This window comes from Variovorax sp. GW531-E2 (assembly GCF_059423125.1).
In genome coordinates this window covers 1-19954 of the sequence record NZ_JBWKXQ010000018.1, presented here as the reverse complement: position 1 = coordinate 19954, position 19954 = coordinate 1, and the positions used below count along the sequence as shown (strand labels likewise).

The 19954-nt window shown below is 69.4% G+C and carries 18 protein-coding genes and 1 pseudogene; 14 read left to right on the top strand and 5 right to left on the bottom strand.

Annotated elements, in window-relative coordinates; genetic code table 11:
- Positions 1–160 precede the first annotated feature (160 nt).
- A pseudogene (locus AC07XP_RS13190) lies at positions 161–1093 on the bottom strand (YifB family Mg chelatase-like AAA ATPase); the annotation flags it as partial.
- Positions 1094–1310: 217 nt separating this feature from the next.
- Between AC07XP_RS13190 and AC07XP_RS13185 the strand changes: the two are divergent.
- From AC07XP_RS13185 to AC07XP_RS13140, 10 genes are all read left to right on the top strand, one after another.
- The gene (locus tag AC07XP_RS13185; RefSeq protein WP_492700050.1) at positions 1311–2177 is read left to right on the top strand and encodes a TorF family putative porin; all 867 of its coding nucleotides are present in this window, start codon (positions 1311–1313) and stop codon (positions 2175–2177) included.
- A 70-nt stretch (positions 2178–2247) separates the two neighbouring features.
- Positions 2248–2586: a P-II family nitrogen regulator gene (glnK, locus tag AC07XP_RS13180; protein ID WP_056583732.1), complete on the top strand. Its 339-nt coding sequence runs from the start codon at positions 2248–2250 to the stop codon at positions 2584–2586.
- 29 nt (positions 2587–2615) lie between these two features.
- Positions 2616–4049 carry an ammonium transporter gene (locus AC07XP_RS13175; RefSeq protein ID WP_159273472.1) on the top strand — a complete coding sequence of 478 codons (1434 nt, stop codon included), beginning with the start codon at positions 2616–2618 and terminating at the stop codon, positions 4047–4049.
- Positions 4050–4254: 205 nt separating this feature from the next.
- Positions 4255–5184, top strand: coding sequence for an SMP-30/gluconolactonase/LRE family protein (locus AC07XP_RS13170; RefSeq protein ID WP_369630885.1), 930 nt, complete (start codon positions 4255–4257; stop codon positions 5182–5184).
- 18 nt (positions 5185–5202) lie between these two features.
- Entirely contained in the window at positions 5203–6090 is an 888-nt protein-coding gene (locus tag AC07XP_RS13165; protein ID WP_062482020.1) for a LysR substrate-binding domain-containing protein, read from the top strand.
- A 115-nt stretch (positions 6091–6205) separates the two neighbouring features.
- Positions 6206–7867 (top strand): L-lactate permease, encoded by a 1662-nt coding sequence (locus AC07XP_RS13160; RefSeq protein WP_095949827.1) that lies wholly within the window; start codon positions 6206–6208, stop codon positions 7865–7867.
- Between the two features lie 14 nt (positions 7868–7881).
- Positions 7882–9384: an FAD-linked oxidase C-terminal domain-containing protein gene (locus AC07XP_RS13155; RefSeq protein WP_495264922.1), complete on the top strand. Its 1503-nt coding sequence runs from the start codon at positions 7882–7884 to the stop codon at positions 9382–9384.
- Between the two features lie 7 nt (positions 9385–9391).
- Positions 9392–10516: a glycolate oxidase subunit GlcE gene (glcE, locus tag AC07XP_RS13150; protein ID WP_495264921.1), complete on the top strand. Its 1125-nt coding sequence runs from the start codon at positions 9392–9394 to the stop codon at positions 10514–10516.
- Positions 10517–10536: 20 nt separating this feature from the next.
- Entirely contained in the window at positions 10537–11775 is a 1239-nt protein-coding gene (gene glcF, locus AC07XP_RS13145; RefSeq protein ID WP_495264920.1) for a glycolate oxidase subunit GlcF, read from the top strand.
- A gap of 98 nt (positions 11776–11873) precedes the next feature.
- On the top strand, positions 11874–12308 hold the full coding sequence (locus AC07XP_RS13140) for a carboxypeptidase regulatory-like domain-containing protein (protein WP_307589536.1): 435 nt from the start codon (positions 11874–11876) through the stop codon (positions 12306–12308).
- A gap of 2 nt (positions 12309–12310) precedes the next feature.
- Here AC07XP_RS13140 and AC07XP_RS13135 read toward each other — a convergent pair whose 3' ends face one another.
- From AC07XP_RS13135 to lplT, 3 genes are read right to left on the bottom strand one after another with little or no spacing between them, the layout of a single operon-like run.
- The gene (locus tag AC07XP_RS13135) at positions 12311–12799 is read right to left on the bottom strand and encodes a glutathione peroxidase (RefSeq protein WP_070063522.1); all 489 of its coding nucleotides are present in this window, start codon (positions 12797–12799) and stop codon (positions 12311–12313) included.
- A 12-nt stretch (positions 12800–12811) separates the two neighbouring features.
- A complete protein-coding gene (locus tag AC07XP_RS13130) occupies positions 12812–13702 on the bottom strand; it encodes a DMT family transporter (RefSeq protein WP_492742234.1) in 891 nt (296 codons plus the stop codon).
- Positions 13703–13762: 60 nt separating this feature from the next.
- Positions 13763–15067, bottom strand: coding sequence for a lysophospholipid transporter LplT (gene lplT / locus AC07XP_RS13125; RefSeq protein WP_062476894.1), 1305 nt, complete (start codon positions 15065–15067; stop codon positions 13763–13765).
- 171 nt (positions 15068–15238) lie between these two features.
- Here lplT and alr point away from each other — a divergent pair, with 171 nt between their 5' ends.
- Positions 15239–16336 (top strand): alanine racemase, encoded by a 1098-nt coding sequence (gene alr, locus AC07XP_RS13120; protein ID WP_070063521.1) that lies wholly within the window; start codon positions 15239–15241, stop codon positions 16334–16336.
- A gap of 1 nt (position 16337) precedes the next feature.
- Positions 16338–17069, top strand: coding sequence for a hypothetical protein (locus tag AC07XP_RS13115; protein WP_495264919.1), 732 nt, complete (start codon positions 16338–16340; stop codon positions 17067–17069).
- Here AC07XP_RS13115 and AC07XP_RS13110 read toward each other — a convergent pair.
- Complete coding sequence (locus AC07XP_RS13110) at positions 17047–17928, bottom strand: LysR family transcriptional regulator (RefSeq protein ID WP_495264950.1); 882 nt, start codon at positions 17926–17928, stop codon at positions 17047–17049. The two genes, AC07XP_RS13115 and AC07XP_RS13110, sit on opposite strands and share 23 nt — an antisense overlap.
- 141 nt (positions 17929–18069) lie before the next feature.
- Between AC07XP_RS13110 and AC07XP_RS13105 the strand changes: the two genes are divergently transcribed.
- A complete protein-coding gene (locus AC07XP_RS13105; RefSeq protein WP_495264918.1) occupies positions 18070–19026 on the top strand; it encodes a DMT family transporter in 957 nt (318 codons plus the stop codon).
- A gap of 96 nt (positions 19027–19122) precedes the next feature.
- Positions 19123–19836 (top strand): YebC/PmpR family DNA-binding transcriptional regulator, encoded by a 714-nt coding sequence (locus AC07XP_RS13100; protein WP_495264917.1) that lies wholly within the window; start codon positions 19123–19125, stop codon positions 19834–19836.
- Positions 19837–19954 lie beyond the last annotated feature (118 nt).

Below are 19954 nucleotides of genomic sequence, written 5' to 3'. Positions count from 1 at the left end.
CAGGGCTGGATACCGCGCCGCAAAGGCGCCATCGGGCTTTGAGTACGCGACGACGAAGCTACGTTGAGTCAATGTTTTTTGATTTGACGATATGTATCAAATTCTATCCGGAATTGCACTCCTGATATTGCAGCTGGTGATTTTTCGCGTTGCACATAACCAAAAACAGCACGCCATGGTGCGCGCGCGAGATCTCGCCCGGCCGCGGCGGCGAGCCGCCGCCCACCAGCGCCACCGCGCTCGCCGTGTGGTGCGGCGTGGCCGTCGGGCGGCTCATCCAGCGCTCGGGCGCCAGCCGGCCGTCGAGGCTGGCGATGGCCGCGCTCTCCAGCGCTTCGTCCACGTTCATCGGCGGCAGCAGGCCGGCGAAGCGGTGCGCCAGCATCGACTTGCCCGAGCCCGGCTCGCCCACCATCAGCAGGCTGTGGCCGCCGGCCGCGGCGATCTCGAGGGCGCGTTTGGCGCCGGTGTGGCCCTTGACGTCGGCCAGGTCGGCATAGCGCGGGGCGCCGTCGCCGGGCGCGGCGCGCACGCGGGTCCAGCCGTCGTCGCTCGCGTCGACCGGCCCGCCGCCGCTGGCGACGAACTGGCGCACCACGTCGAGCAGGTGCCGGGCGCCGTACACCTGCGCACCGGGCACCAGCGCGGCCTCCTGGGCGCTGTCCAGGGGCAGCACCAGCCGCACGGCCGTGCCCTGGGTGTAGGTGGCCACGGCCATCGCGAGCGCGCCGCGCACTGGGCGCAGTTCGCCCGACAGCGACAGCTCGCCGGCGAACTCGTGGCCGGCCAGCCGGGCGTTCTCGATCTGCCCGCTGGCCGCGAGGATGCCCAGCGCGATGGGCAGGTCGAAGCGGCCCGAGTCCTTCGGCAGATCGGCCGGGGCGAGGTTGACGACGATCTTCTTGTTGGTCGGAAATTCGAGCCCGGCGTTCTGGATCGCCGAGCGCACGCGCTCGCGCGCCTCCTTGACCTCGGTCTCGGCCAGCCCGACCAGCGTGAAGCTCGGCAGGCCGTTCGACAGATGCACCTCGACCGTGACGGCGGCGGCCTCCAGGCCGAGCAAGGCGCGGCTTTGCACCAAAGACAGACTCATTTTTCTCCCTCTCCCCAAGTTGGTGCGCCTGCGACGTGCAAGCCCAGGACCGTGCAGCGTGCAAGCGTGTGCAACTGCCGGAAACAGGGCTTGTAACGATTTGGCGCTCATCGCCGGACACCTGCGCCCTCTGGCCGGAGCGGTATTCGTGCAGTTTGGCACGCTCCCTGCTTTGAGGGTGCTCAGGTCCAACAACACACTTGCGAGGAGTTCCCTGATGACGCACCGTACCGCCGCCCAGGCGTTGATCGTTCTGGCCACTGCACTGACCGCCTCGGGCGCCGCCATGGCCCAGGCCGCCGACGCCGCCGCACCGGCGCCCGCGCCCCTGCTCACGGGCAATGTCTCGCTGACCACGAACTACAAGTTCCGCGGCCAGGACCAGGACATGATCGGCAAGAACGACTACGCCAAGACCAAGGGCTTCAAGCCCGCCATCCAGGGCGGCTTCGACTACGCCTTCGGCGACAGCGGCTTCTACATCGGCAACTGGAACTCCAGCGTCAACTGGCTCAAGGGCAACAGCATCGAGAGCGACCTGTACGGCGGCTACAAGTTCAAGGCCGGCCCGGTCGACATGGACGTCGGTGCGCTCACCTACATCTACCCGGGCAACTCGGTGGGCAACACCACCGAGCTGTACGTGGGCGCCACCTACGCCAACGACAGCTTCGGCTCGTTCACGGCCAAGTACTCGCACACGGTGTCCAAGGACTATTTCGGCTACGCCGGCGCCAAGACCGGCTCGGGCCTGAAGGGCCGCAACACCGGCTACCTGAACCTGGCCTACAGCAAGGAGATCGTGCCCAAGGTCACGCTCAAGGCCGCCGTCGGCTTCACCAACATGTCCAGCGACATCCGCAGCCTGGGCTACAAGAGCTACGTGGACTACAACATCGGCGCCACCTACGACTTCGGCAGCGGCCTGACGCTCACGGGCTCGGTGCAGGGCGCCAACAAGAAGGCCAACTACCAGGTCGTGGCCTACCCGGGCATCGAGATCCCCGACTTCGGCACCTTCGGCACCACCTACTACTCGCCCAACAAGGCACGCTTCATCCTCACGCTGACGAAGACGCTGTAATCGACACAACAACCAGGCGCGGCCCACGTTGCCGCGCCGCCTTTCATCCATCCAGAAGGAGCAACTCATCATGAAGCTGGTCACAGCCATCATCAAACCGTTCAAGCTCGACGAGGTGCGCGAAGCACTCTCGGCCATCGGCGTGCAGGGCATCACCGTCACGGAAGTGAAGGGCTTCGGTCGCCAGAAGGGCCACACCGAGCTGTACCGCGGCGCCGAGTACGTGGTCGACTTCCTGCCCAAGGTGAAGATCGAGGCGGCCATCTCCGACGAGCTGGTCGACCGCGTGATCGAGGCCGTGGAAGGCGCCGCGCGCACCGGGAAGATCGGCGACGGCAAGATCTTTGTCTACAACCTCGAACAGGTCGTGCGCATCCGCACCGGCGAAACGGGCCGCGAAGCCCTCTGATCGAGTCCTGGCCCGAAAGAACAACGACTATGAAAAAACTTCTTGTCTCTCTTGCGCTCGGCTTGAGCGTCTTCGTCGCCGGTACTTCGGCGCTGGCCCAGGCACCCGCCGCCACCCCTGAGGCACCGGCTGCATCGGCACCTGCTGCACCTGCCGCAGCTGCGCCCGCTCCTGCAGCGGCTGCGGCACCCGCAGCCGCCGAGGCCGCGCCCGCCGCACCGGCCGCTGCCCCCGCGCCCAAGGTCGACTCCGGCGACACCGCCTGGATGCTCACCTCGACCCTGCTCGTGATCCTGATGACCATCCCCGGCCTGGCGCTGTTCTACGGCGGCCTGGGCCGCTCCAAGAACATGCTGTCGGTGCTGATGCAGGTCTTCGTGATCTTCTCGCTCATCAGCCTGCTGTGGGCCATCTACGGCTACAGCCTGGCCTTCACAGGCGACGGCAACTTCTTCGGAAGCTTCGACAAGATCTTCATGAAGGGCATCACGCAGGAGACCTTCGGCGCGTTGACCACGATCCCCGAATACGTGTTCTTCGCCTTCCAGGGCACCTTCGCGGCCATCACCGTGGCGCTGATCGTCGGCGCTTTTGCAGAACGCGCCAAGTTCTCGGCCGTGCTGCTGTTCTCGGTGATCTGGTTCACCTTCAGCTACGTGCCCATGGCCCACATCGTGTGGGGCGGCGGCCTGCTGGGCAAGGACGGCGCGCTCGACTTCGCCGGCGGCACCGTGGTGCACATCAACGCCGGTATCGCCGGCCTGGTCGGTGCCTACATGGTCGGCAAGCGCGTGGGCTACGGCAAGGAAGCCTTCACGCCGCACTCGCTCACGCTCACCATGGTCGGCGCCTCGCTGCTGTGGGTCGGCTGGTTCGGCTTCAACGCCGGCTCGGCAGGTGCGGCCAACGCGGCTGCCGGCCTGGCCTTCGTGAACACGGTGCTCGCCACCGCCGCCGCGGCCCTGTCGTGGATCCTGGGTGAGAGCCTGCACAAGGGCAAGGCCTCGATGCTGGGCGCTGCATCCGGTGCCGTGGCCGGCCTCGTGGCTGTCACGCCCGCCGCCGGTTTCGTCGGCCCGATGGGCTCGATCGTGATGGGCTTGCTGGCCGGCCTGGTCTGCCTGTGGGGCGTGGGCGGTCTCAAGCGCATGCTCGGCGCGGACGACGCGTTCGACGTGTTCGGCGTGCACGGCGTGGGCGGCATCCTGGGTGCCATCCTGACCGGCGTGTTCGCTGCCAAGGGCCTGGGCGGCACCGGCGGCCTGACGCCCGACACCTTCTCGATGGGCGCGCAGGTCTGGATCCAGGTCAAGAGCGTGCTGTTCACCATCGTGTGGTCCGGCGTGGTTGCGTTCATCGCCTACAAGATCGCCGACCTGACCCTGGGCCTGCGTGTGTCGGAAGAAGAAGAGCGCGAAGGCCTCGACATCTCGTCCCACGGCGAAACGGCTTACAACCGCTGATTCGCACACAGACAGCGGGTGGTCCGGCACGGCGCCGGCCCCCGCTCCTCCAAGACCACCACCACCCTTTTCGATACAAAGAAGAACAACAGCTCCCGGTTTTTTCAGGCGAGTCTCCTTTGGATGTTCAGCCCGCGAGCGCTTCGGCGTCAGCGGGCTTTTTTTTGCCCGCGGCCCGCGTGGCCGGGGGCACAATCGCCCCACCATGTGGACCTCCATCGAAGACAGCCTCTGCGAGCTGGGTGAATCACCGTTCTGGCATCCGCACGAACGCGCGCTCTACTGGCTCGACATCCCGGGCCGCGCCGTGCTGCGCACGCGCGGCGAGATCGGTTCGCCCACGGCCACGGTCGAGCGCTGGGCGCTGCCCACCGAGCCCGGCTGCATGGCGCCGGCACGCACGGGCGGCCTCGTGATCGCGCTGCGCGACGGCATCTACCGGGCCCGCGAGTGGGGCGGCAGCCTCGTCGCCATGGCGCGCGCGGAGCACGACGTGCGCACCATGCGCTTCAACGACGGCAAGTGCGACGCGCTCGGCCGCTTCTGGGCCGGCTCGCTCAACGAGGCCAAGGACCGCGCCAACGCCGCGCTCTACTGCTTCGACGCGCGCCCCGGAGACGTCTCGCCCACCATCACGTCGATGCTGGAGCATGTCACCACCGCCAACGGCCTGGCGTTCTCGCCCGACAACCGTACGCTCTACTGGGCCGACACAGCCGCGCACGTGGTGCGCGCCTGGGACTGGGACGCCGAGGCCAACACGCTGTCGCATGCGCGCGTGTTCCAGCAGTTCGACCCCAAGCCCGCGGGCTGGGTACCCAGCACGCCCACGCACTACGACGGCCGCCCCGACGGCGCCACCGTCGACGCCGCCGGCCACTACTGGGTCGCGATGTTCGAAGGCGCGCAGCTGCTGCGCTTTGCGCCCACGGGCGAGCGCGTGGCCGCCATCGCGGTGCCGGTGCAGTGCCCGACCATGCCCTGCTTCGGCGGCGACGACCTGCGCACCCTGTTCGTCACCAGCGGGCGCAAGGGCCGCCCGGCCGACGAGCTGGTGCAGCGCCCGGCCTCGGGCACCGTGCTCTCGATGCGCGTTGACACGCCGGGCCTGCCGGTGAATTTCTTCGAAGACTGAGTCGGTCCGCTGCCGAGGATGGCTCTGCACCACATCCCCCCGATCCAATGCCTGCTGACCTTCGAGGCCGTCGCGCGCCTGCGGCATGCGGGCCGCGCGGCCGACGAGCTGTGCGTGACGGCCAGCGCCGTGAGCCACCGCATCCGCCAGCTCGAGGCGCACGTGGGCTTCAAGCTCTTCGGGCGCAGCGACTTCAGCCTCACGGCCGATGGCGCGGCCTACCTGGCGAACGTGCGCGTCGGCCTGGCCGCGCTGCAGCAGGCCACGCCCGGCAGCCGTGACGCGGCGCTGCGCGCACCGCGCCTGAGCGTGGCCGTCACGCCCACCTTCAGCCGCCAGTTCCTGATGCCGCGGCTGGAGCTCTTTCGCAACATCTACCCCGACATCGAGCTGGCGCTGCATGTGTCGATCCCGCTGCTCGACGTCACGGCCGAGCAGACCGACCTGCAGGTGCGCTACGGCATCGGCGCGTACGCCGACTGCGAGCACCGCCTGCTCATCGCCGAGGACGTGGTGCCCGCCTGCAGCCCGAGCTACCTGAACGAGTTCGGGCCCTTCGACGGTTTTCGCACCGCGGCCGAGATCGCCAGCGCGCGGCTGATCCGCAGCCCGCTCGAGCCCTGGGGCACCTGGTTCGCGAGCTGCGGCATCGACCAGCCCGAGCCGCACCTGGGCGCGCAGTTCAACGACCTGGGCCTGGTCTACGACGCGGCCGCCAGCGGCTTCGGCGTGGCGCTGGTGCGACAGAAGCTGGGCGCCGCCTGGTTCGAATCGGGGCGGCTGGTGGCGCTGTCGGAGCGGCCCGTGCCCTCGCCGCACCGCCACTACATCTGCTGGCAGCCGGGCACGCTGGAGCGCTGGGAGTGCGCGGCCTTCGTCGACTGGATCGTTCAGACGCTGCACTGACCGACACGCCGGCCCGACAAATTTTTATCAAGGTCCGGGCAAAAAACCTTCAATCCGGACGGCGCGCTTCTCCCTAGAGTGCGGGGCACAACAACAGCCTCCCCGGAGACAACGCATGACCTGGCAGCAGATCTACGACCCGTTCGGCAACATGATCATTTCCACCGCGCTCGCCGCGATCCCGGTGGTGGTGATGCTCGCGTGCCTCGGTTTCTTCCACATCAAGGCCCACATCGCCGCCGGCCTGGGCCTGCTGGCGGCGCTGGCCGTCGCCGTGTTCGCCTACGGCATGCCGGCCGAGATGGCCGGGCGCGCCGCGCTGTTCGGCGGCTTCACGGGCCTGCTGCCGATCGGCTGGATCGTGCTGAACATCATCTTCCTGCAGCAGCTGGCCGAACAGAACGGCAGCTTCAAGGTGCTGCAGGACTCGCTCTCGGGCATCACCGAAGACCGCCGCATCCAGCTGCTGCTGATCGCCTTCTGCTTCGGCGCGTTCTTCGAGGGCGCGGCGGGCTTCGGCACGCCGGTGGCGGTCACGGCCGGCATCCTGATCGGCCTGGGCTTCTCGCCGCTGGCCGCCTCGGGCCTCTCGCTGATCGCCAACACCGCGCCGGTCGCTTTCGGCGCGCTCGGCACGCCGGTGATCACGCTGGCCAAGGTGCACGGCTACGACCTGATGGAAGTCACCGCGATGATCGGGCGGCAGCTGCCGTTCTTCTCGCTGCTGGTGCCGTTCTGGCTGGTGTGGGCCTTCGCCGGACGCAAGGCGATGATGGAAGTGTGGCCCGCCATCCTGGTCACGGGCGTGTCGTTCGCGGTGCCGCAGTACCTGGTGTCGAACTTCATCGGTCCCGAGCTGGTCGACATCATCGCGGCCATCGTGTCGATGGCCAGCCTGGTGCTGTTCCTGCGCGTGTGGCAGCCCAAGAACGTGTGGCGCTCGCCCTCGCTGCGCGGCAAGGACGTGAGCGCGCACGAGGCCAAGCCGCCGGCCGCCATCGTCGTGCACAGCCGCGAAGCGCTGGTGCGCGCGTGGATGCCCTGGGTGATCCTCTCGGTGTTCGTCTTCATCTGGGGCCTGCCGTCGGTGAAGACCGCGCTCAACGGCGTCTTCGCGCCCTCGTTCCCGATGGGCGGGCTGCACAACCTGATCGAGAAGATGCCGCCGGTGGTCACCGCGCCCACCAAGGAAGGCGCGGTGTACGTGCTGAACCTGCTGTCGGCCACGGGCACCGGCATCCTCTTGTCGGCGATCGTGAGCGCGCTGTTCATGAAGTACAACCCCGTCGAGATCGTGCGCACCTTCGTGCGCACGCTCTGGATGGTGCGCTACTCGCTCATGACCATCGTGCTGATGCTCGCGCTGGGCACGCTCACGCGCTACTCGGGCACCGACACCACGCTGGGCCTGGCCTTCGCCAACACCGGCGTGTTCTATCCCTTCTTCGGCACGCTCATGGGCTGGATCGGCGTGGCCATGACGGGCTCCGACACCGCCTCGAACGTGCTCTTCGGCGGCATGCAGAAGGTCGCGGCCGAGCAGCTGGGCCTGGCGCCCAACCTCATGGGCGCGGCCAACAGCTCGGGCGGCGTGATGGGTAAGATGATCGACGCCCAGTCGATCGTGGTGGCCTCCACCGCCACGCGGTGGTTCAATCACGAAGGCGACATCCTGCGCTACGTGTTCTTCCACTCGATCGCGCTGGCCTCGCTGGTCGGCCTGTACGTGACGCTGCAGGCCTATGTGTGGCCATTCACCCTGATGGTCGTCCGCTGAAAGTTGTTCCCGCCATGAATGCTCCCGTCACGACCGACCAGCACACGCAGCTGTCGAAGGCGGAGCGCCAGGCGCAGGTGGTGCGGGCGCTGCAGGCGCACCTGCCCGCGCATGCGCTCATCTGGCACGCCGAGGACACCACGCCCTACGAGTGCGACGGCCTCACGGCCTACCGCCAGCGCCCGCTGGTGGTGGCCTTGCCCGAGACCGAGGCGCAGGTGGCCGCCGTGCTGCGCGCCTGCCATGCGCTGGCCGTGCCCGTGGTGGCGCGCGGCGCGGGCACCGGGCTCTCGGGCGGTGCCATGCCGCACGCGCTGGGCGTGACGCTGTCGCTGGCCAAGTTCAACCGCATCCTGAAGGTCGACCCCGCGAGCCGCACGGCCGTCGTGCAGTGCGGCGTGCGCAACCTCGCGATCAGCGAGGCCGCCGCGCCCTTCAACCTGTACTACGCGCCCGATCCGTCGAGCCAGATCGCCTGCACCATCGGCGGCAACGTGGCCGAGAACTCGGGCGGCGTGCATTGCCTGAAGTACGGCCTCACGCTGCACAACGTGCTGCGCGTGCGCGGCTTCACGGCCGAAGGCGACGCGATCGAATTCGGCGGCGAGGCGCTCGATGCGCCGGGGCTCGACCTGCTCGCGCTGGCCATCGGCAGCGAAGGCATGCTGGCCGTGACCACCGAGGTCACGGTGAAGCTCGTGCCCAAGCCGCAGCTGGCGCGCTGCATCATGGCCAGCTTCGACGACGTGCGCAAAGCCGGCGACGCGGTCGCGGCGGTGATTGCGGCGGGCATCATCCCGGCCGGCCTGGAGATGATGGACAAGCCCATGACCGCCGCCGTCGAAGACTTCGTGCACGCAGGCTACGACCTCGATGCCGCGGCCATCCTGCTGTGCGAATCGGACGGCACGCCGGAAGAGGTCGAAGAAGAAATCGGCCGCATGACCGACGTGCTGCGCGGCTGCGGTGCCACCGCCATCGCCGTGAGCACCAGCGAAGACGAGCGCATGAAATTCTGGAGCGGGCGCAAGAACGCCTTTCCGGCGTCGGGCCGCATCAGCCCCGACTACATGTGCCTGGACTCCACCATCCCGCGCAAGCGGCTCGCCGACATCCTGCTGGCGATCCAGGAGATGGAGAAGAAATACAACCTGCGCTGCTGCAACGTGTTCCACGCGGGTGACGGCAACCTGCATCCGCTGGTGCTGTTCGATGCCAACGATCCCGACGAGCTGCACCGCTGCGAGCTGTTCGGCGCCGACATCCTCGAGACCAGCGTCGCCATGGGCGGCACCGTCTCGGGCGAGCACGGCGTGGGCGTGGAAAAGCTCAACAGCATGTGCGTGCAGTTCACCGCGGCCGAGAACGAGCAGATGTTCGGCATCAAGCGCGCCTTCGACCCCGCCGGGCTGCTCAACCCCGGCAAGGTGATTCCCACGCTGCAGCGCTGCGCCGAGTACGGCAAGGAAGTGGTGCGCGGCGGCCGGCTGGCGCATCCCGACCTGCCGAGATTCTGAGAGCTTCATGAACACGGATACCGCCCTCCAGCAGGTCGTCGAGCGCGTGCGCGCCGCCGCGGCCGATGCCACATCGCTGCGCCTGCGCGGCGGTGGCACCAAGGATTTTTATGGCCAGCCACCGCGCGGCGAGTTGCTCGACCTGCGCGCGCTCGCCGGCATCACGAGCTACGAGCCGAGCGAACTGGTCGTCACCGTGCGCGCCGGCACGCCGCTGGCCGAACTCGAAGCCGCCCTCGCCGAACAAGGCCAGTGCCTGCCGTTCGAGCCGCCGTGCTTCGAGGCAGGCGGCACGGTGGGCGGCATGGTCGCCGCCGGCCTCAGCGGCCCGTCGCGCGCCAGCGTGGGCGCGGTGCGCGACTACGTGCTCGGCGCCACGCTCATCAACGGCCGCGCCGAGGTGCTGAGCTTCGGCGGCCAGGTGATGAAGAACGTCGCCGGCTACGACGTCTCGCGCGTGCTGGCGGGTTCGCTCGGCACGCTGGGCGTGATCGCCGAAGTGAGCCTCAAGGTGCTGCCCGTGGTGCCCGCCGAGGCCACGCTCGCCTTCGCCTGCAGCCAGGCCGATGCGCTGCGCCTGCTCAACGAATGGGGCGGGCGCCCGCTGCCGCTGAACGCGAGCAGCTGGTTCGAACACGCGCCCGGCGCGGGCGTGCTGCGCCTGCGGCTGCGCGGCGCCGTGGCGGCCGTCGAAGCCGCCTGCGCGCAGCTCGGCGGCGAACGCCAGGACCCGGTGCGCGCGGCCGCCGGCTGGGCCGCGCTGCGCGACCAGCGCATGCCGTGGTTCGCACTCGACGAAGCCGGGTCGCTGGCGCTGTGGCGGCTGTCGGTGCCGCAGACCGCGCCGGTGATCGCCATCGAGGGCTGCGCCGCGCCGCTGGTCGAGTGGCACGGCGGGCAGCGCTGGTACCTCGCGCCGCCCGCGCAGGCGGCGCGCCTGCGCGAGGCCGCGCACGCAGCGGGTGGCCATGCCACGCTGTTCCGTGTGCCCGCGGCGCAAGCGGCTGACTGCGACGTGCGGCGCTTCGACGCGCTGAGTGCGCCGGTGGCGCGCATCCATCGCGCGCTGATGCAGGAGTTCGATCCGCACGGGGTCTTCGACCGCGGCCGGCTCTTCGCAGGCGACCAATAAAAAAGAAACGACACCCCGCGATGCAAACCGAACTAGCCCCCGAATTCCGCGACACCGACGCGGGCCGCGAAGCCGAAGCCATCCTGCGCAAGTGCGTGCACTGCGGCTTCTGCACCGCCACCTGCCCGACCTACCAGCTGCTCGGCGACGAGCTCGACGGGCCGCGCGGGCGCATCTACCTTATCAAGCAGGTGCTCGAAGGCCATGCGCCCACGCGCAGCACGCAGCTGCACCTGGACCGCTGCCTCACCTGCCGCAACTGCGAGAGCACCTGCCCGAGCGGCGTGCAGTACGGGAACCTAGTCGACATCGGCCGCAAGATCGTCGACGAGAAAGTGCCGCGCCCCGCCATGGAGTCGGCCACGCGCTGGCTGCTGAAGGAAGCGCTGCCGTCGCCGCTGTTCGGCCCCGCGATGGCGCTGGGCCAGTCGGTGCGCGGCCTGCTGCCCGAAGGGCTGAAGGCCAAGGTGCCCGCCAAGCAGGACGCTGGCCGCTGGCCCACCGCCACGCATGCGCGCAAGGTGCTGATGCTCGCAGGCTGCGTGCAGCCGTCGATGGCGCCGAACATCAACAGCGCCACCGCGCGCGTGCTCGACGCCGCCGGTATTCAAGCGGTGATTGCGCCCAAGGCGGGCTGCTGCGGCGCGGTGAAGTTCCACCTCAACGACCAGGAGGGCGGCAAGGCGCAGATGCGCGCCAACATCGACGCATGGTGGCCTTTCGTCGAAGGCAACAAGGTCGAGGCGATCGTGATGAACGCCTCGGGCTGCGGCGTCACTGTGCGCGAGTACGGCCACCTGCTGCAGCACGACGCGGCCTATGCCGCCAAGGCCGCGCGCATCAGCGCCCTCACGCGCGACCTGAGCGAGCTGCTGCCCGAGCTCGTGCCCGCGCTGCAGGGCCGCGTGCGCGCGCCCGAAGGCGTGGTCGCCTACCACCCGCCCTGCACGCTGCAGCACGGCCAGAAGCTGCGCGGCGGCGTCGAGACGCACCTGCGCGCGCTCGGTTTCGACGTGCGCGTGGCGATGAACGAATCGCACCTGTGCTGCGGCTCGGCCGGCACCTACTCGGTGCTGCAGCCCGAGCTGGCCTACCCGCTGCGCGACCGCAAGCTCGGCCACCTGAAGCAGCTGCAGCCCACGACCATCGCCTCGGCCAACATCGGCTGCATCACGCACCTGCAAAGCGGCAGCGGCGACACGCCCGTGCGGCACTGGGTCGAGCTGCTCGACGCGGCGCTGCAGCCGCCGGCAGGGTAGGGCGCGCGCGCACGGCAGGGCACGCTGCCGTCCGACGTGCGCACCGCGCGTTCGGGGCGCATCATGGCGAGCCGAAGACGCTGCAAGGAGTTCGTGCCATGTCTTTCGTTTCTGCATTTCCGCTGCGCCGTGCGTTGCTGGCCGCCGCCTGCATCGCAGGCACCGTCGCCGCGCAGGCGCAGCAGCCGCCCTCGGCCCTGCCGCCCTGGCAGGGCATCGGCACCACGCGCTACGTGTGCGGCGGCATCGGCTCCGACGAGTCGAACGCCATGCGCGCCGCCATGAAGAACCACCCGCTGTCGCTGCTGTTCGCGCGCGCCGACGGCGCCTACCTGGCCAACCTGAACGTCGCGATCAAGGGCGGCGACGCGAATTCGTCCGCTGCCATGGCCTTCACCGCCACCGGCCCGGTGTGCCTCATCGACGTGCCGGCGGGGCGCTATGTGATCGACGTGAGCACGTCGACGGGCGAGACAAAAAGCCAGACCGTGACGGTCGGCGGCGCGCCGAAGAGCGCCGATTTCCGCTTCTGAACTCAGCCGGCGGCCAGCGCCGCCTCGATGTCGCGCGTGAGCGAAGCCGGCGTGTCCAGCGGCGCATAGCGCTTGAGCACCGCGCCGTCGCGCCCGACCAGGAACTTGGTGAAGTTCCACTTGATGGCCGTGCTGCCCAGCAGGCCGGGCTTTTCCTTGGTGAGCCACTGGTACAGCGGCAGCGCGTTGCTGCCGTTGACGTCGATCTTCTCCATCATCGGGAAGCTCACGCCGTAGTTGGTCATGCAGAAGGCGCCGATTTCCTCGTTGGTGCCCGGGTCCTGCCCGCCGAACTGGTTGGAGGGAAAGCCCAGCACCGCGAGGCCCTGGCCGGCGTACTTTTCGTGCAGCGCTTCCAGGCCTTCGAACTGCGGCGTGAAGCCGCAATTGCTCGCCGTATTGACGATCAGCAGCACCTTGCCGCGGAAGGTCGAGAGCTTCACCGGCTTGCCGTCGATGCGGGTGGCCTGGAAGTCGTAGACGCTGGTCATGGAGAGAGCTCCTCAGGTGGACGCGGAAACGCCATCATCGCGCGCGGGCGGGGTTCGCGCAAACGCCGACCACACCGCACCCAGCACGATCAGCGCGCCGCCGACCAGGATGCGCGAGTTCATGGTGGACGCGCCCAGCGCCACCGACGAGACGCTGGCGAACAGCACTTCCGACAGCATGATCACAGAGGTCGCGCTGGCCGCCAGCTTGGGCGCGCCGTACTGCAGGCACACGTTGGCGACGATGAAGCCCGTGCCCAGCAGCGCGGCCCAGCCCAGCCAGCCGGGCGAAGCGAGCAGCGGTGAATCGATGCCGCCGAACGCGGTGCCGCTCACCGCGCCGACGCCCGCCACCACGGTGCAACCCCAGAACATCGCCAGCGCACGCGACTCGCCCGGCGCATGCCGCAGGTGGCGCAGCACGATGTTGGTCACGGCAAAGCCGAAGCCCGCCGCCACGCCCAGCCAGTCGGGCAGGCTCGAGGGCACCGGCCAGTCGGTGCCCGGCGCCTTCAGCACCACCACCACGCCCGTGAGCGCCAGCGCCACGCGCATCAGCGCGCCGCCCGTGGGCCGCTCGCCCAGCAGCAGCCAGGCCAGCAGCACGCTCCACAGCGGCATCAGGTAGAACAGCAGCACCACGCGCACCACGTCGCCCTGCGTGACGGCCCAGTTGAAGCCCACGTTGGTGAAGCCCGCCGCCAGGCCCAGCGCCACCAGCATCGGGAACGTGGCGAAGGCCTTCCAGGCGTGCCGGCGCACGAGGCCCATCGCCGTGGCGATGACGAGGTAGATCAGGCAGGTGGTCCACAGTGGATGCAGGCCGTGGCTGGCGATCTGGCGGAACGGAATCCAGGACACGCCCCACACGAAGGCGTTGAACATCAGGGCGAGGGCGGGCATGGGGCGTTGGAGTGGGGGCGCTCGGCGCGCCGGCCATTGCACCAACGCGGTCGCGCGAAATCAGTGGTGCTTGTCGCTGCGGGCGATCGCGAGGAGGTGCTCGACTTCCTCAGGATACTTCTTGAGGTTGTTCTCGTGCCAGCGCTTGATGATCCACATGCAGCCTGCCACCACGAGGCCGAAGGCGCTGATCGCGCCGTAGGCCGACAGGCCCAGGCCCGTGCACACGCTGTAGAAGCCGCCCAGCAGAAGAATGCAGGCCTGCTCGTTGAAGTTCTGCACGGCGATGGAGCGGCCCGCGCCCATCAGGTTGTGGCCGCGGTGCTGCAGCAGCGCGTTCATCGGCACCACCAGGAAGCCGCCCAGGCCGCCCAGGATGATCAGGAACGGCACCGCCAGCCAGACGTTGCCGATGAAGTTCATGCAGATCACCATCAGGCCCATCGCGATGCCCATCGGGATCACGCGCGTGGCCATGTCCAGCCGCATGTACATCGAGGCCACGATGGCGCCCACCGCGGTGCCGATGGTGACCACGCCGGTCAGCGCCGAGGCCTGGGTGGTGTTGTATTCGAGCGCCACGGCGGCCCAGGCCAGCACGATGTACTTGAGGTTGCCGCCCGCGCCCCAGAACAGCGTGGTGGTCGCCAGCGAGATCTGGCCCAGCCGGTCGCGCCACAGGCGGGCGTTGCAATGCCAGAAGTCGGGCAGCAGGCCGGCCAGGTTGCGCACCATGCTCTGCTCGGGGTTGGAGCGCAGCGGGCGCATCTCGACGCCGGTGTGCGGGATGCGGGTGTTGAACCAGGCCGCGAGCACGTAGACGAAGATCAGCACCGCAATGGCGGCTTCGGCCGGCGAGTCGATGCCGGTGTCGATGAAGGGCAGGTCGATCAGCAGCAGCTGGCTGGACACCGCATGGCCCACCAGCATGCCGCCGAGCACGATGCCCAGCAGGATCGAGGCGATGGTCAGCCCTTCGATCCAGCCGTTGGCCTTGACCAGCTGCGACGACGGCAGCAGCTCGGTGAGGATGCCGTACTTGGCCGGCGAGTAGGCCGCGGCGCCCAGGCCCACGATGGAATACGACAGCAGCGGGTGCGAGCCGAACAGCATCATCAGGCAGCCCACGACCTTGATCGCGTTGCTGATGAACATCACCTTGCCCTTGGGCAGTGCGTCGGCAAAGGCGCCCACCAGCGGGGCCAGCACCACATAGAAGACCGCGAAGATCGGCACCAGGGCGGCCCGCTGCCATTCGGGGGCGCCCGAACTTCGCATGAGATCGACGGCAACGACGAAAAGCGCTTGGTCGGCCAGCGACGAAAAGAACTGGGCCGACATGATCGTGTAAAAACCGCGCTTCATCGATGGGCTGGCTGGCCAGAGGGTCTGCTGGCGGTAGTGAAAAAGTGTCGCGTCAGGCGCGAATGGGCGGTTATAGCATGGGGGTACGACGCGAATTCAGGCATCCCCACGGGATTCGACCCCATTCCCGAAGATGCTAAAACGTGGTCTGAAACCACCCCAACACCCGCCATGCCGCGCCCCATTCTCGCCACCGTCCACACCGCCGCCCTGCGCCACAACCTCGACCGCGCCCGCCGCTCGGCCGTCGACGCCCGTGTCTGGGCCGTGGTCAAGGCCAACGCCTACGGGCACGGCATCGAGCGTGTCTTCGAGGGCTTGCGCGGCGCCGACGGCTTTGCGCTGCTCGACCTGGCCGAGGCCGAGCGCGTGCGCGCGCTGGGCTGGCGCGGCCCGGTGCTGCTGCTCGAAGGCGTGTTCGATGCGCGCGACCTGGAGCTGTGCTCGCGCCTGGACCTGTGGCATTCGGTGCACTGCGACGAGCAGATCGACATGCTTGCGGCCCACAAGACCCTGAAGCCGCAGCGCGTGTTCCTGAAGATGAACTCCGGCATGAACCGCCTGGGCTTCTCGCCCGAGCGCTTCGGCTCGGCCTGGACGCGCCTGAACGCGCTCCCGCAGGTCGACGAGATCTCGCTCATGACGCACTTCAGCGACGCCGACGGCCCGCGCGGCATCGAGCACCAGCTCGAAGTGTTCGAGCGCGCCACGCGCGACCTGCCCGGCGAGCGCTCCATCGCCAACAGCGCGGCCACGCTGCGCCACGCGCCGCGCACGCGCGGCGACTGGGTGCGCCCCGGCATCGTGCTGTACGGCAGCGCCCCCGACTTCCCCGAGCACGACGCGGCGCACTGGCAGCTGCAGCCGACCATGACGCTGTCGACCCGGCTCATCTCGGTGCAGACGCTGAAGGCCGGCGACACCATCGGCTACGGCTCGCGCTTCGCGGCCGAGGGCCCGCTCACCATCGGCATCGCGGCGGTCGGCTATGCCGACGGCTACCCGCGCCACTGCGACACCGGCACCCCGGTGCTGGTGAACGGCGTGCGCACCCGCATGGTGGGCCGCGTGAGCATGGACATGATCACCGTCGACCTCACGCCCGTGCCCGATGCCGCCTTCGGCGCCGAGGTCACGCTGTGGGGCCGCTCGGCCCTGACCGGCGCGGTGCTGCCTATCGACGAGGTGGCGCAGGCCGCCGGCACCGTCGGCTACGAACTCATGTGCGCGGTCGCGCCGCGGGTGCCCTTCGCACCCGCCGACGAATGACGTGAAGGTTCTTTCCAACTGGCGCTCCGTGCGCCTGTGGGAAACGCAGGTCGAACGCGACCTGCACCGCGATCACAGCCTGCGCACGCACGGCCTGCTGATCGGCACTTTCACGCTGCTGCTGATGTGGGGCGTCTCGGCGCTGCAGATGCACCTGCTGCATGTCGAGTCGCTGGCCGTGCGCTACCTCGTCACGCTGGGCGTGGGCTACGTCGGGTACCTGTGCGTGCTGCGCTGGTGGGCGCAGCGGCTGGTGGAGCGGCGCACCGAGATCGAGGCGCCCGAAGACCTGGGCGGCACCACGGAAGGCGATCCGGGGTGCGCGCCCGACGCCGCCGACAGCGGCAGCGCACTCTCCGACGTGGCCAGCGGCGCGCTCGACGCCGCGGGCGGCGCCGACGAAGGCGCGATCATCGTCGTGCCGGTGCTCGCCATCTTCCTGCTGTGCGTGGCCGTCGTGCTCGGCGCGGGCTCGCTGGTGCTGCTGTACTTCAGCTGGGACGCGTTGCTGGCCGTGGCGATCGAAGTCGCCTTCTCCTACGTGTCGGCCCGCGCCGCGGTGCGCGTGGCGCGCGAAGGCTGGCTCATGGCGGCGGTGCGGCTCACCTGGAAGCCGCTGCTGGGCGCGGTGGTCTGCGCGGTGGCGCTGGGCGCGCTCATCGACCACTTCATGCCACAGGTCCACTCACTGCCCGAGGCCGTGCGCGTGCTCACGGGGAAGGCACCGCGCTGAGCAGGTGCTCGACCAGCACCCGGCACTTGGGCGGCAGGTAGCGGCTCGGCGGGTACATCAACCACGCGTGCCCCTGGTAGGTGCCCTGCAGCGCCCAGTCGGGCAGCACGCGCACCACGCGGGCGTCGTCCAGCGCCTCGCGCGCCGTGAAGGCCGGCACGCAGGCCACGCCCAGGTCCGCGAGCGCGCCGTCGAGCCGCATCTCGCTGTGGTTGCAGACGTAGCGGCCGTCCACCACCACCTCGACCTCGTCTTCACCGTCTTTTCGAAAGCGCCAGTGGTTGTCGCGCTCGTGCTCGCCCAGCGACAGGCAGCTGTGCGCGCGCAGGTCGTGCGGGTGCGCGATGGCGCCGTGGCGTGCCAGGTAGGCCGGCGTGGCGCACAGGATGTGCTCGACCGCCATCAGCCGCCGCGCCACCAGCCCCTCGGGCGGCGCCGTGGTCAGCCGCACCACGAGGTCGACGCCTTCGCGGATCGGATCGATATCGCGGTCGGCCACGATCAGCTGCACGTCCACCGCCGGGTATCGGCGCAGGAAGTCGAGCAGGTGCGGATGCAGCACGCGCCGCGCAAAGGCCTTCGGCGCGCTCAGGCGCACCCGGCCGGTGGGCGTGCGCGCGAACTGCGCGCCGATGTCCATCGCGCCCTGCGCCGCCGCCACCAGCTCGCGGCAGCGCGCAAAAGCCTCGGCGCCGGGCTCCGTGAGCCGCAGCTGGCGCGTGGTGCGCTGCAGCAGCTGCACGCCGATCTCCTGTTCGAGCCGCTTCACCTGCCGGCTCGCGGCCGAGGGCGTGATGCCCAGCAGGTCGGCCGCGGCCGAGAAGCTGCCCAGTTCGGCGACCCGCACGAAGGTGACCATCTCGGGCAGCACCTTGAGAAATGAATTCGTTCCGACCACGCAAGAGTCCTGTTCCGGCCGACGGCTGTGCGGCCCTGGTGCCGCCCGGAACAATGCGCCTTCTCTTCTTCTTTCAGGCGCCCCGGGCCGCGGGCAGACAGTATGGATTCAAAGGCGTTGCAAGGTGCGGTCCCGGCGGGGCGCGGGTCGTGGACGGCCGGCGTCGGCCCGGCCGAACTCATGCTGCTGCTCGTGGCGGCGGTCTGGGGCGGCAGCTACGCGGTGGCCAAGCAGGCGACGCAGCAATTGCCCGTGCTCGAGTTCGTCGCGCTGCGCTTCGGCCTCACCTTTCTCGTGCTGCTGCCCGCACTGCGGCCGCTGTGGCGCGACCCGCAATGGCGCCAGGGGCTCGCCGTGGGCGGCCTGCTGGGCGCCAACCTGCTCGCCATCTTCCTGTGCGAGACCTTCGGTGTGTCGCTGACCCTCGCGAGCAACGCCGCCTTTCTCATCAGCCTGTGCGTGGCGATCACGCCGTTCGTCGAGTGGCGGCTGCTGGGCCGGCGGCCCGCGCGGCGCGTGTTCTGGGCGGCCGGGCTCTCGGCCGTGGGCGCGGCCCTGCTCTCGGCGCCCTCGCTCGCCGACCTGTCGATGGGGTGGGGCGACGCCCTCATGCTGGCCGCTGCCTTCCTGCGCGCCGTCATGGTGTGCCTCACGCGCCGGCTGGCCGGCCGCCACAACCTGCCGGCGCTCACGCTGACGGCCGTGCAGTCGGGCGTGATGGCGCTGGGCGCGGCGGCGCTGTTGCTGGTGGCCGTGTCGGGCGGCGGCGCCTGGCACCTGCCGCCCGCCACGGCCGGCTTCTGGTGGGGCATGGCGTATCTCGTGCTGCTGTGCACCGTGTTCGCCTTTTTCGCGCAGAACCACGCGGCCTCGCGCAGCAGCCCGAGCCGGGTGTCGCTGCTCATGGGCAGCGAGCCGGTGTTCGGCGCGGCCATCGCGGCGCTCGGGCTGGGCGAGCGCATCGGCGCCTGGGGCTGGGCCGGCGGCCTGCTGATCGTGGGCGCCGCCCTGTGGGTGAGCCTGGCGCCGGAGGAGGGCGAACAGAAGCGGCGCCCCTGACGGCGGAAGGGGGCCGGCTGGGCGCCGCCCCCGGCTCGTGGCATCCTCGGGGGCTGCGGCGTTTCGCCGCCCCCCACAACACCAAGGAATGCAGACATGGGCGCGCAATGGAAAGCCAAGCACAAGGACGTGGCCGCGAATGCCAAGGGCCGGCTGTTCGGCAAGCTGGCCAAGGAAATCATGATCGCCGCGCGCAACGGCGCCGATCCGGCCTCGAACGCGCGGCTGCGGCTGGTCGTCGAACAGGCCCGCAAGGTCTCGATGCCGAAGGACACGCTCGACCGCGCCATCAAGAAGGGCGCCGGCCTCACGGGCGAGGCGGTGCACTTCGACCACGTCATGTACGAGGGCTTCGCCCCGCACCGCGTGGCCGTGATGGTCGAGTGCCTGACCGACAACGTGAACCGCACCGCGCCTGAAATGCGCGTGCTGTTCCGCAAGGGCCAGCTCGGCACCTCCGGCTCGGTCTCCTGGGACTTCGACCACCTCGGCATGATCGAGGCCGAGCCCGCCAGCAAGGACGCCGACGCCGAAGTGGCCGCCATCGAAGCCGGCGCGCAGGACTTCGAGCCGGGCGCCGAAGACGGCACCACCCTGTTCCTGACCGAGCCCGCCGACCTCGACCTCGTGAGCCGCACGCTCCCGGCCCAGGGCTTCACCGTGCTGTCGGCCAAGCTGGGCTACCGGCCGAAGAACCCCATTGATCCGGCGAGCCTGAGTGCTGCCGACCTGGAAGAGGTCGAGGCGTTTCTTGCGGCCATCGACGCGAATGACGACGTGCAGAACGTGTACGTCGGGTTGGCGGGTTGAGCGCCTGACATTCAGGGCGACGCTCCCGCCGACGGGGAGCCTTGCTCCGCGAATGTCCTCCGCCCTTCGGGCTCCCCCTTGATTTCGCTGCGCAAGGCACCCCATCGGCGTGAGCGTG